The following is a 12,013-nucleotide window of genomic DNA, read 5'->3' on the forward strand; positions in this document are numbered from 1 at the left end:
AGGACCCGCTTGCGCTCGCCGCGCGTCGTCCCGCGGCTGCCCCCGGCGGCCGCGGGCCCGGTGAGGGTGACGTCGCGGCCGCGCACGTGGATGTCCACGTCCGGGGCCAGGTCCTCGAGCGCCCGCAGGTTCGCCTCGGCAGGGCCAAACAGTGCGACGGGGTCGATGTGCTCCGGCAGGGCGAGTCGGACGGTGGTGGGGGCGGGTTCTGCGGCCAGTGCGGGTCCTTCCGGGACGGGGTGCGTGTGCGTTCTCAGTCTATCTGCTCCGCCGGCCGGGGCGACTCTCCGCGAGCGGCCCAGCGGCCCAGCGCGGCCTGGACGAGGACGAGTCCGGCCGGCCCGGCCGAGGAGGCCCGCAGGACGGTGGGGCCCAGCAGGACCGGGCGGGCGCCGGCGGCGGCGAACGCCTCGATCTCCTCGCCGGAGATGCCGCCCTCCGGTCCCACCACGAGCACGATCCGCGGATGCGCCCTCGCCTGTGCGCCGGCATCGGCCGGCATCCCCGCCAGCAGGTCCGCGAGGTGCTCCCGGGCCTCCTCGTGCAGGACCAGCACGAGGTCGTCCTCGCGCAGGCGGGCGGCGATGCCGCGGCCGCGGGCCAGCTGCTCGAGCTCGGGCGCGCGGGAGCGCCGGGACTGCTGGGTGGCCGCCTCGAGCAGCGAACGCCAGCGGGCGTGCGCCTTCTGCTCCTTCTTGGCCGGCCACTGTGCGATGGAGCGGGCGGCCTGCCAGGGGATCACCCGGTCCACGCCGATCTCCGTGGCGGCCTCGATCGCCTGTGCGTCCCGTTCGCCCTTCGCCAGGGCCTGGACGAGGACGAGTTCGGGACCCGTGCGCTCCTCCCGGACCACGGACAGGACGCGGACGCGCGTGCCCTCGGCGGCCCCGGCACCGTCGGCCGCGAGCACGGCGCGCAGCCGCAGGCCGGCCCCGTCGACCAGGTCGAACTCCTCCCCCACACGGATGCGGGTGACGGCGAGGTGCCGGGCGACCCCGGGGGCGAGCTCGACGGTGTCACCAGCGGTGACGGGACCCGCGGCCTCCACCTCCCGGTCGAGGAAGACGGAGCGGCTCATCTGCCCGCGAACTTCTCACGCAGCCGGGAGAAGGGGCCGGAGTGGCGGTCGCCGGCGCGGCCGGCGGGCTGGGTCTCCCCGCGCATCCCGGCGAGCTGTTCGAGCAGCTCGCGCTGCTCGCCGGTGAGCGCGGTGGGCGTCTCGACGGAGAGGGTGACGTAGATGTCGCCGCGGCCGTCGCGGCGCAGCTGCTGGGCACCGAGGCCCCGCAGCCGGACGACGTCGCCGGTCTGGGCCCCCGCCCGGACCTCCACCGTCTGCTCGCCGGCGAAGGGCTCCAGGGGGATCTCCGCGCCGAGCGCGGCCGCCGTCATGGGGATGGTGAGCGTGCAGCGGAAATCCGCGCCGTCGCGCTCGAAGCCCGGATGCTCCTCGACGATGACCTCGAGGAAGAGATCGCCGCGGGGCCCGCCGCCGGGACCGGCCTCGCCGCGGCCGGAGAGCTGGATGCGGTTGCCGTCCCGCACCCCCGCCGGCACCTTGACCGTGATGGTCTCCTCCGCGCGCACCCGGCCGTCCCCGTGGCAGTTGGGGCAGTGGTGCTCGATGATGGTGCCGTAGCCGCGGCACTGGGGGCACGTCTGGTTGGTGAGCATCTGGCCCAGCAGCGTGCGGGCCATCTGCTGGACGGAGCCCGCGCCGTGGCAGGTGGGGCACGTGGTGATGTCCGTGCCGGGCCGTGCGCCGCTGCCCTCGCAGGAGTCGCAGACGTTCGCCGTGACGATCTGCACGTCCGCATTGCCGCCGAATGCCGCGGTCTCCAGGTCGATGTGCAGGGCCACGAGGGCGTCCTTGCCGCGCCGGGTGCGGGAGGCCGGCTGGGGACGGCCGCCGCCCCCGCCTCCGCCGAAGAAGGTCTCGAACAGGTCGGAGAAGCCTCCGAACCCGGCACCGGGGCCCGCCTGGCCGTTCTCGCCGCCGCCCATGTCGTAGTTGCGGCGCTTCTCCGGGTCGGAGAGGACGTCGTACGCCAGGGAGACCCGCTTGAACTCGTCCTCGCTGCCCGGGCTCACGTCGGGGTGGAGCCTGCGGGCCAGCTTGCGGTAGGCCTTCTTGATGTCAGCCTCGGACGCGTCCTTCGACACGCCCAGGGTCTCGTAGTGGTCGCTCACGTGTGCGGAGTCTCCTCAGGTCGGGGTGCTCGATGTTTCGTCTGCGCGGTCTCTGCGGTGCTGCGCGGCCTCAGTCATTCAGTATGGCGGAGACGTAGCGCGCCACGGACCGCAGCGCGGCCATCGTGGTCGGATAGTCCATGCGCGTGGGGCCGAGGACGGCCATCCGGGACTCGATGCCGTCGGCGAGGTAGTTGGTCGCCACCAGCGACGTCGTCGCGAACCCGTCGTAGGCGTTCTCGCTGCCGATGCTCACTGCAACGTCCGGACCCTCCGCCGTCATCCCGGACAGGAGGCGGAGCAGGACGACCTGCTCCTCGAACGCCTCCAGGAGCGGGCCGATGCTCGCCCCCAGCTCCGTGCCCGCCCGCGCGAGATTGGCGGTGCCGGCCATGACCAGGCGCTCCGTGCGGAAGGTGCGGGAGAGGTCCGCGAGGACGGTGCCCACGGCCGTGGCGAGATCCGCCTCCTCCGGGCGCGGGCGGAGACCCTCGACCGCCTCGGGCACCTGGGCCACCGGCGTGCCGGCCAGCGCGGCGAGGAGGAGGTCCCGCACGTCCGCGATCTCCGCCGCGCTCACCTCCCGGCCCACATCGGCCAGACGCTGCTCCACCTGGCCGCCGCTCGTGATGAGGACCACGAGGACGCGCGTGGGCGCGAGGTCGACGAGCTCGATGTGGCGGACGTCCGCGGTCGTCACCCGGGGATACTGCACGAGGGCCACCTGGTGGGTGAGCTGCGAGAGCAGCCGGACCGTCCGGTCGAGGATGTCGTCGACGTCCACAGGATGCGAGAGGACCCGGGCCACCGCCCGCTTCTCCGCGGCGGAGAGGGGCTTGATCTCGTCGATCCGGTCGACGAAGTGGCGGTAGCCCTTGTCCGTGGGGATGCGGCCGGCCGAGGTGTGGGGCTGGGCGATGAGGCCGTCCTGCTCGAGGGCGGCCATGTCGTTGCGGATCGTGGCGCTCGAGACGCCCAGCCTGTGCTTCTCCACCAGCGCCTTCGACCCCACCGGCTCGTTCGTGGAGACGTAGTCCTCCACGATCGCCTGGAGGACGCGGGCACGACGGTCGTCGTTCATCCTCACCGCTCCTTCCCGAGGCTGCACACACAGCTGCACGAATCCCTGGACGCATGCATACTGGCACTCGCGTCTGCCGAGTGCCAATCGTACTCCCTGTGCCGGGCGGGCATCCACTCGGCCGGCGCGCTGCCCGGCCGGCCGGCGGCACGGCGGGTATCGTGAGCGGAATGCCGCACCATGATCCCTACGGCCGGGACGTCCTGTCCTCCGGCCGCACGCACGCCCGGAAGCAGCTGCCCGAGGTCCCCGCCCGGCCCGGCCTCGTCGTCGAGGTCACGGAGACCGGCTATGTGGGGGAGATCATCCGGATCGAGAAGGCCGCGGGCGGCATCGCGATGATCCTCGAGGACCGGCGCGGCAGGCGCGCGGCCTTCCCGCTGGGCCCGGGCTACCTCGTCGAGGGCCGCGCCTGCGTGCTCACCCGGCCGGCACCCCGCGCGCAGGCTCCCGCGAAGCCTGAGCGCACCGCCTCGGGTTCCCGTGCCGTCGCCCACGCACCCGCCCGCGTGGCGCGGGGATCGCGGATCTGGGTGGAGGGCAAGCACGATGCGGAGCTCGTCGAGGCCATCTGGGGCGACGACCTCCGGATCGAGGGCGTCGTCGTCGAACCCCTGGGCGGACTCGACGACCTGCCGGAGGCGATCGCGGAATTCGGACCGGATCCCGAGCACCGGGTGGGCGTGCTCGCCGACCACATGGTGGCGGGCACCAAGGAGATGCGGCTCGCGGAGTCCGTCATGCGCGAGCCGCGCTGGGCGGGCAACGTCCGCGTGATCGGCCACCCCTTCGTGGACGTGTGGCAGGCGGTGCGGCCCGAGGTCGTGGGCATCCGCGCCTGGCCGCAGGTGCCCCGCGGCGAGGACTGGAAGACCGGCGTCCTCAAGCGGATCGGCTGGCCCCATGCGGACCACCGGGACACCGCGCGCGCCTGGGTCCGGATCCTGAAGTCCGTGCGGACGATCGCGGACGTGGACCCGGCCCTGTCCGGGCGGGTGGAGGAGCTCATCGACTTCGTGACGGTGAACCGGCACTGAGCGGAACCCGCCCCCGTGAACGGGGGAAAGCCCTCTTCCGCACGCGCCGCCGGGTCTGCGAATCTGGAGCCATGAACAGCAGCACCTACGGCTACGCGCAGTACCCTCACACCTCCGGCCCGCCGCTGCGCGGACCGCACCCGGCGGAGGCCTACGGACAGGGCTCCGCCGGGTACTGGGGCGCTCCGGCGGACGAGCGGACGCTCGCCCTGCTCATGCATCTGGGCGCCCTCTTCGTCAGCGCCCTCGTCCCGCTCATCGTGTTCCTCATCAAGAAGGACGAGTCCCCGTTCGTCCGGGAGCAGTCCCGGCAGTCGCTCAACCTGCAGATCATGCTCATCGTCGCGGGCATCGCGGCAGGGCTGCTGATGTTCGTGGGAATCGGCTTCGTCCTGCTGCCCGCCGTGGTCGTCGCCGGCTGGGTGCTGCAGATCATCGCCGCGGTGAGGGCGAACCAGGGCGAGGTCTACCGCTTCCCGCTGGTCCCGGACATCGTCCGCTGAGGCGGACCGGCCGTCCGCGCGGCGCTGCTCAGCGCAGGTGGTCGGCGAGCTCCCGGACGATCCCGTCCGCGAGCAGCCGGCCGCGCAGCGTGAGTGAGACCCGTCCGGTCCGCACGGTCTCCGCCCCCAGCAGACCCTCGGCCAGCAGGCGGGCGATGACCGGGCGGGCCGAGTCCGCCAGGCGGGCGAGCGGGAACTCGCCGTCCACACGGAGGGCGAGCATGATCTCCTCGAGCGCGCGCGTGTCCGCGTCGAGCACCTCGCGCCCCACGGCCGGGGACTCCGCGGCCGCGAGGCGATCCGCCCAGGCCCGAGGGTGCTTCGCGTTCCACCAGCGGACTCCGCCCACGTGGGAGTGGGCACCGGGGCCGTAGCCCCACCAGTCCGCATTGCGCCAGTAGGCGAGGTTGTGACGGCACCGCGCGGACTCCGCCGTCGCGAAGTTGCTCACCTCGTACCAGCGCAGGCCCGCACCCGCCAGCATGGTGTCCGCGAGCTCGTACTTGTCCGCGAGGTCGTCCTCGTCCGGCATGGGCAGCTCGCCGCGCCGCACCTGCGCGCCCATCTTGGTGCCGGGCTCCACGATGAGGGAGTAGGCGGACACGTGGTCGGGGCGGTGTTCGAGCACGGCGCTCAGACTCCGCTCCCAGTCCGCGAGGCTCTCCCCCGGCGTGCCGTAGATGAGGTCGAGGCTCACCTGCAGCCCCGCGTCCTTCGCCGCCGCGACGACCTCTCCCACCCGGGCGGGGTCGTGCGTGCGCTCCAGCGTCGCGAGCACGTGCGGCACCGCGGACTGCATGCCCAGGGAGACCCGGGTGAATCCGGCCTCGGCGAGCACCCGGAAGTACGCGGCGTCGACGCTGTCCGGGTTCGCCTCGGTGGTGACCTCCGCATCCGGCGCCAGGCCGAACTCGCGGCCCAGGGTGCCGAGGACGCCGGCGAGGGTCTCCGCCGGCAGCAGCGTGGGCGTGCCTCCCCCGAAGAAGACGGTGTCGAAGGCGCGCTCGGCCAGCGCGGTGCCGGAGAGCACGCGCCGGGAGAGCGCGATCTCCCGGGCGATCTGCGCCGGGTAGTCCTCGCGGCTGGCGCCCGGACCCAGTTCGTCGGCCGTGTAGGTGTTGAAGTCGCAGTACCCGCACCGCACGCGGCAGTAGGGCACGTGGACGTAGGCGCTGAAGGTGGAGCCGCCGGCCCGCGCGGCGGCCTCCGGGGGCAGAGCACCGCTGCGGGGCGCGGGCTCCCCTTCGGGCTGGGCCGGCACCCCTACTTCTTCTCCGCTTTGCCGTCGTCGGAGGAGAGCGCGGCGATGAAGGCCTCCTGGGGCACCTCCACGCTGCCGACCATCTTCATGCGCTTCTTGCCCTCCTTCTGCTTCTCCAGCAACTTGCGCTTGCGGCTGATGTCACCGCCGTAGCACTTGGAGAGCACGTCCTTGCGGATGGCGCGGATGGTCTCGCGGGCGATGATGCGCGAGCCGACGGCCGCCTGCACCGGCACCTCGAACTGCTGGCGCGGGATGAGCTCCTTGAGCTTGCCCACCATGGACACGCCGTAGGAGTAGGCCTTGTCCTTGTGGACCACGGCGGAGAAGGCGTCCACCTGGTCACCCTGGAGGAGGATGTCGACCTTCACGAGCGCCGAGGCCGCCTCGCCGTCCTCGGCGTAGTCGAGGGAGGCGTAGCCCTTGGTCCGGGACTTGAGCTGGTCGAAGAAGTCGAAGACGATCTCCGCCAGCGGCAGGCGGTAGCGCAGCTCCACCCGGTCCTCGGACAGGTAGTCCATGCCCTGCATCTGGCCGCGCTTGGACTGACACAGCTCCATGACCGCGCCCACGAAGTCCGAGGGGGTGAGGACGGTGGCGCGCACCATGGGCTCGTAGACGTGGGAGACCTTGCCCTCCGGGTACTCCGAGGGGTTGGTGACGGTGTGCTCGCTGCCGTCCTCCATCACCACGCGGTACACCACGGAGGGCGCGGTGGAGATGAGGGAGAGGTCGAACTCGCGCTCCAGCCGGTCGCGGGTGATCTCCAGATGCAGGAGCCCGAGGAAGCCGCAGCGGAACCCGAATCCGAGCGCCACGGAGGTCTCCGGCTCGTACACGAGGGCCGCGTCGTTGAGCTTGAGCTTGTCCAGCGCGTCGCGCAGCGCGGGGTAGTCCGAGCCGTCGACCGGGAACAGACCGGAGAAGACCATGGGCTTGGGCTCGGAGTAGCCGGCCACGGGCTCCGTCGCCGGCTTCTGGGCGTTCGTGACGGTGTCGCCCACCTTGGACTGGCGGACGTCCTTGACACCGGTGATGAGATAGCCGACCTCGCCCACGCCCAGGCCCTTCGAGGGCGTGGGCTCCGGGGAGGACACGCCGATCTCGAGGAGGTCGTGGGTGGTGCCCGTCGAGAGCATCTCGATCCGCTCACGGGACTTCAGCATGCCGTCGACCACGCGGACGTAGGTGACCACGCCGCGATAGGTGTCGTAGACGGAGTCGAAGATCATGGCGCGGGAGGGTGCCTCCGGGTCGCCCACGGGAGGGCTGATCTCCGTGACGATGCGGTCGAGGACCGCCTCGACGCCCTCACCGGTCTTCCCCGAGACCTTCAGCACGTCCTCGGGCTCCGCGCCGATGAGGGTGGCGAGCTCCTCCGCGTACTTCTCCGGCTGGGCCGCCGGGAGGTCGATCTTGTTGAGCACGGGGATGATCGTGAGGTCGTTCTCGAGTGCGAGGTAGAGATTGGCCAGCGTCTGGGCCTCGATCCCCTGCGCCGCGTCGACCAGCAGGAGCGTGCCCTCGCAGGCCGCCAGCGAGCGGGAGACCTCGTAGGTGAAGTCCACGTGCCCGGGGGTGTCGATCATGTTCAGCGCATGCGGTGTGCCGTCGACCTCCCACGGCATGCGCACGGCCTGCGACTTGATGGTGATGCCGCGTTCGCGCTCGATGTCCATCCGGTCGAGGTACTGCGCGCGCATGTCACGGGGCTTCACCGCGCCCGTGATCTGGAGCATCCGGTCGGCCAGTGTGGACTTGCCGTGGTCGATGTGCGCGATGATGCAGAAGTTGCGGATCAGCGCCGGATCCGTACCGGCCACGTCGATGCGCTTGAGGGCCTCGGCGCTCACCTGGGGGCTCATGTGTCTGTGGTCGTCCTTTCACTCGAACTCGCACATTGTCCCATAGGCTTGATCCGTGAGCCTCCTCCCCGCCCGCGGCCGCGCGCTCTCGGCCATGAGCGCCAACCTCCGCTATCCCGCCGCCGACGGCCATCCGTGGTCTGCGCGCCTCCCGGCCTGGGCGGCGCTGCTGGGCGAGGAGCTGCCCCATGTGATCGGCACGCAGGAGGGGGAGATCCACCAGCTCGAGTCCCTCGTGGAGGCGCTGCCCGCGCGCTACGCCTGGACCGGGGAAGGCCGCGAGGGCGGGAACGCCGGGGAATTCACCGCGATCCTCTTCGACTCGCAGCGACTCGACGCCGAGGCTGTTGAGGTCTCCTGGATCTCCGGGACACCGGAGGTGCCCGGCTCCCGCATGCACGGCGCCGCCCACCCCCGCACCCTCACCCGCGTGGACTTCCGCGACAGGGTGGGCGGGCACCGGCTGCGCGTCCTGAACGTCCACGTGGACCACCGCTCCGAACCCGGGCGGGCGAAGGCCGCCGGGATGCTGCTCACCGCCGCGCGGGCGGGGCTGGCCGAGGGCGCGGAGGTGCTGGTCACGGGTGACTTCAACGTCGCCCAGACGCACGAGCTCCACGCACGGCTCACCGGCGCGGATTCGCCGCTCGCGGACTCCGTGCGGTCCGCCTCGGCCGAGCCCGGCGTCCCGGTCCTCCACCTCGAGGCACCCACCTTCCACCGCTACCGGGGCGTGCCCTCCGGGGCCGCGGGTGAGGGGACGCGGATCGACTGGATCCTCCACTCCCCCGGGCTGACCTGCACCGGCACTGCGGTGAACACGGCCGCGCCCGGCGGAGTGCTTCCCAGCGACCACTTCCCCGTCCAGGCCCTGTTCCGGTGGACGGCGGAGCTGTAAGCCGCGCGGGCTGAGACGCCGGCGGATACGGCTTCAGTAGGCTGGGCGGCATGGACTTCAAGAGGCTCGCACAGAAGGCGCTGCGCACAGGCGTGAAGCAGGGCATCGGCTACATGCGCAGATCCGGCCGTGACACGACGGCGCTGAAGGTGGTCGACAGCCTGCTGGGCGATTCCGGCGGCCGTGAGAGCACAGCGAAGCGCGGCCCGCAGCCGGGCCCGCACACGAAGGCGAAGCCCGCCGCCGGGCCCGCTCCGGCCTCGGGCGCGGGCTCCGGTGAGGCCGTCCGCTCCGGACTCGCACACGCCCGCTCCGCACCCCGCTCCAAGCCGGCGCAGGGCTTCCCCAAGCGGCCCGACGGCGGCTACCCGGGCGACTACACGGGCCCGGTGAAGCCGGTCTACGCACCGGATCTGGACGGGAAGGCCGATCCGGGGGAGATCGTGTGGGCCTGGGTGCCGTACGAGGAGGACCACTCGCAGGGCAAGGACCGCCCGGTGCTCGTGATCGGCCACGACGGCCGCTGGCTGCTCGCGCTCATGCTCACGAGCAAGGACAACGTCCCCGGCGGAGTGGGTGAGGTGCACGAGGACGATCACGGACGCTACATCAACGTGGGCTCCGGGGACTGGGACCCGCAGGGCCGAGCCTCCGAGATCCGCCTCGACAGGGTGATCCGGATCGAGCCCGGTGCCGTCCGCCGCGAGGGCGCGATCATGCCCATGGAGCGGTTCGCCCGCGTGGTGGAGTCGGTGGGCTGAACGGTCGCGGTCTGGTAAGGTGTCGTGCTGTACGTCCGCCGAGGTGTGTGTCTCACCATGGTCGGGCGGACGTCACCCCCTCCGGGCTGCGGCAGCGTGTTTCCCCGCGTGAGCCGCGCAGGCTCTAGAGGCGGAGCCCTCACGACCATATTCTCACCTCACACGAAAGAGTGCTGACGTTGGCAAACATCAAGTCGCAGAAGAAGCGCATCCTCACGAACGAGAAGGCGCGTCTTCGCAACAAGGCCGTCCGCAGCGAGTACCGTTCCGCAGTCCGCGCCGTGCGCGAGGACATCGCGGCCGGTGACGCTGAGAAGGCAGCCGCTTCGCTCCAGGTCGCTTCGCGCAAGCTGGACAAGGCCGTCTCCAAGGGCGTTCTGCACAAGAACAACGCCGCCAACCGCAAGTCGCGCCTGGCGAAGCAGATCAACGCGCTCTGATCCTCTCAGAGGGTCCTGCTCGCCGCTGGACCGTGCGTCTGCTCCGCAGCCCGGCTGCGTGGTGAGGCCGAGGGCCGGTTCCCGAAAGGGAGCCGGCCCTCGGTCATTCAGGCGGTTCGTGTGCGGTTGGACGAGAACGCGGCCACGGCGGCCATGAGCAGATAGGCCGCACCGGAGACCCAGCGCTGGCTCTCCCACACCCGCGGCCGCTTCACGAACAGCCGCCTGAGCTGCGAGCCGAGCAGGCCGTAGCACCCGTCGAACAGCAGCGCCACGAGCGCGAAGACGCACCCCAGCAGGAACATCTGCAGCTGCGCGCTGCCGTGCGCGCCGGTGACGAACTGCGGGAGGAAGGCGAAGAAGAAGAGCGCGTCCTTCGGGTTCGAGAGACTCACCAGCGTGCCGCGGCCGACCTCGCGGAGGACGCCGATGCCTGCGCTCGCCTCGGGCTCATTCGCCGAGCCCTTCGCACTCCCCCGATCCGCGGAGATCGCGGCCATCGGGGTCATCAGTCGTCGGACGCCGAGGTAGACCAGATAGGCGACTCCGCACACCTTGAACAGCAGGAACAGGGTCTCCGAGGCGGCGAGGACCGCTGTGAGGCCGACAGCCGCCGCAGTCGCCAGCACGAGAGAGCCCAGAGCCAGACCACCGGCGGCTGCGACGCCCGCACTCCGGCCGCGCTCCACCCCCACCGTCGCGACGTAGAGCATCGCAGGACCCGGGATGAGCATGAACCCGCACACAGTTGCGACGAAGGCGAGCAGAACGTCCCAGGGGACCACGTTGACACCTCTTCGATGAGCGCAGCTTCAATGAGCGCAACGATATGTACGCCCCTGAGCATAGAGGATTACGCAGAGTGGGTACCCGCATAGAGAGTTGCGCGGTCACGACAGCTCAGCTGGGAGGGACCGCTTCCGCTTTCCCACCTGCGGCTTCAGTGCCCTCAGGACGTGGTCGAGAGTTGTGTCTGTGCCTCACGATAGATTCGAACCAGATGAATCTTTGAGGCTGGACACGCACAGTTGAGGAGGTGACGATGATGTCACCCAGCACTTCCCGGGACAGCACAGGACCAGGCACAGAACTGCCCACGGGCCCCGCCGGCAGTCGCGACAGGAGTGGCGCGGGTGGTGCTCTCATCTCCGCCGGGTTGCGGCCTCGGCGGGGCAGCCGCAGTCACCACACCCACAACGCGCACCGCCATCATGCTGCGGAGCAGGCCTTGGTGGTCCCGGCGTGTACGGAGGTGGAGACCGTTGAGGTGGTGACTGCGGATGATCTCTGTCAGTACCTGGCGCGCGGCCCGAGTCTTGCTCCTGCCGGTGCCAGCCGTTCGGGTTCGGGTCTGCCTGCGTTTGAGGAGTCCGTTGCCGCGGAGTGCCTGAGTGTTGGCGGTGGTGCTGGTACGCCCATGCCCACCCTGGCCGGTCCGGGCCGGGCAGTCGAGGCAACGGTGAGCATGGGCCTGCCTGCCCGGTTGCCGGTCTTCCACCGTCAGCCCGGGGAACTGCCTGCCGGAGACGACTGGCAGATGCTCGAATCACCCCACCACGCAGCACTTGAAACCCGCGCTACCGTCGAGTCGATCGATGTGCAGGGAATCTCCCACAGCGTGCAGGCCACGGCCTACGCTCTCGACCGGTGCGAGGCCGCCCACCTGGTGGCGCTGGCAGAGACCACCCTGGCCGTCATCGCCGCTGAGGATGGCCCCGACACGCTCGAGGTCCTCCTGCGCTCACACGGGACATACTCAGCCAGGGAACTCATCAGCCAACACCTGCCCCGCACAGTCGTCCGCGCCGTGCTGGTGGATACAGACCTCACCAAGACCCAAGCCCACCGCCGCCTCGTCGATGCCGGGTATGCCTATCTCGCGTTCTCCCGCTGCCGGGGCCTGGTCCTCGAGGGCAGGCTGAGCAGGGCGAAACTGCGTGCTCTGCTGCGCGCGACGACCCGCCTCCAGCTCCACGA

General features: G+C 71.1%; 12 protein-coding genes. 6 read left to right on the top strand and 6 right to left on the bottom strand.

Annotation, left to right across the window (positions count from 1 at the left end):
- Window positions 1-253 precede the first annotated feature (253 nt).
- The 3 genes from Q0A33_RS15635 to hrcA all read right to left on the bottom strand — a co-directional run bounded on the left by Q0A33_RS15635 (window position 254) and on the right by hrcA (window position 3,271).
- On the bottom strand, window positions 254-1,078 hold the full coding sequence (locus Q0A33_RS15635) for a 16S rRNA (uracil(1498)-N(3))-methyltransferase (protein ID WP_291798974.1): 825 nt from the start codon (window positions 1,076-1,078) through the stop codon (window positions 254-256).
- Window positions 1,075-2,190, bottom strand: coding sequence for a molecular chaperone DnaJ (dnaJ, locus tag Q0A33_RS15640; protein ID WP_291798976.1), 1,116 nt, complete (start codon window positions 2,188-2,190; stop codon window positions 1,075-1,077). The genes Q0A33_RS15635 and dnaJ overlap by 4 nt, the downstream gene beginning before the upstream one ends.
- A gap of 70 nt (window positions 2,191-2,260) precedes the next feature.
- On the bottom strand, window positions 2,261-3,271 hold the full coding sequence (hrcA, locus tag Q0A33_RS15645) for a heat-inducible transcriptional repressor HrcA (RefSeq protein WP_291798979.1): 1,011 nt from the start codon (window positions 3,269-3,271) through the stop codon (window positions 2,261-2,263).
- Between the two features lie 170 nt (window positions 3,272-3,441).
- Between hrcA and Q0A33_RS15650 the strand changes: the two genes are divergently transcribed.
- Both Q0A33_RS15650 and Q0A33_RS15655 read left to right on the top strand, forming a co-directional pair.
- A complete protein-coding gene (locus tag Q0A33_RS15650; RefSeq protein WP_291798982.1) occupies window positions 3,442-4,308 on the top strand; it encodes a DUF3097 domain-containing protein in 867 nt (288 codons plus the stop codon).
- A 71-nt stretch (window positions 4,309-4,379) separates the two neighbouring features.
- Entirely contained in the window at window positions 4,380-4,811 is a 432-nt protein-coding gene (locus tag Q0A33_RS15655) for a DUF4870 domain-containing protein (protein ID WP_291798985.1), read from the top strand.
- A 28-nt stretch (window positions 4,812-4,839) separates the two neighbouring features.
- Here Q0A33_RS15655 and hemW read toward each other — a convergent pair whose 3' ends face one another.
- Window positions 4,840-6,072 carry a radical SAM family heme chaperone HemW gene (gene hemW, locus Q0A33_RS15660; RefSeq protein WP_291798988.1) on the bottom strand — a complete coding sequence of 411 codons (1,233 nt, stop codon included), beginning with the start codon at window positions 6,070-6,072 and terminating at the stop codon, window positions 4,840-4,842.
- A gap of 2 nt (window positions 6,073-6,074) precedes the next feature.
- Window positions 6,075-7,937 carry a translation elongation factor 4 gene (lepA, locus tag Q0A33_RS15665; RefSeq protein WP_291798991.1) on the bottom strand — a complete coding sequence of 621 codons (1,863 nt, stop codon included), beginning with the start codon at window positions 7,935-7,937 and terminating at the stop codon, window positions 6,075-6,077.
- 55 nt (window positions 7,938-7,992) lie between these two features.
- Between lepA and Q0A33_RS15670 the strand changes: the two genes are divergently transcribed.
- From Q0A33_RS15670 to rpsT, 3 genes are all read left to right on the top strand, one after another.
- Window positions 7,993-8,835, top strand: coding sequence for an endonuclease/exonuclease/phosphatase family protein (locus tag Q0A33_RS15670; RefSeq protein WP_291798994.1), 843 nt, complete (start codon window positions 7,993-7,995; stop codon window positions 8,833-8,835).
- 50 nt (window positions 8,836-8,885) lie between these two features.
- Complete coding sequence (locus Q0A33_RS15675; RefSeq protein WP_291798997.1) at window positions 8,886-9,596, top strand: type II toxin-antitoxin system PemK/MazF family toxin; 711 nt, start codon at window positions 8,886-8,888, stop codon at window positions 9,594-9,596.
- 179 nt (window positions 9,597-9,775) lie between these two features.
- Window positions 9,776-10,036, top strand: a complete 261-nt coding sequence (gene rpsT, locus Q0A33_RS15680) for a 30S ribosomal protein S20 (RefSeq protein WP_291798999.1) — start codon at window positions 9,776-9,778, stop codon at window positions 10,034-10,036.
- A gap of 107 nt (window positions 10,037-10,143) precedes the next feature.
- Here the strand turns inward: rpsT and Q0A33_RS15685 are convergent, their stop codons facing one another.
- The gene (locus tag Q0A33_RS15685) at window positions 10,144-10,821 is read right to left on the bottom strand and encodes a LysE family translocator (protein ID WP_291799002.1); all 678 of its coding nucleotides are present in this window, start codon (window positions 10,819-10,821) and stop codon (window positions 10,144-10,146) included.
- Window positions 10,822-11,453: 632 nt separating this feature from the next.
- On the opposite strand from Q0A33_RS15685, the gene Q0A33_RS15690 reads away from it, so the two are divergent.
- Window positions 11,454-12,013 (top strand): hypothetical protein (locus Q0A33_RS15690; protein ID WP_291799005.1); only part of this gene is annotated, 560 nt, incomplete at its 3' end.

The sequence above is a fragment of the Brevibacterium sp. genome (assembly GCF_022712115.1).
GTDB lineage: Bacteria > Actinomycetota > Actinomycetes > Actinomycetales > Brevibacteriaceae > Brevibacterium > Brevibacterium salitolerans.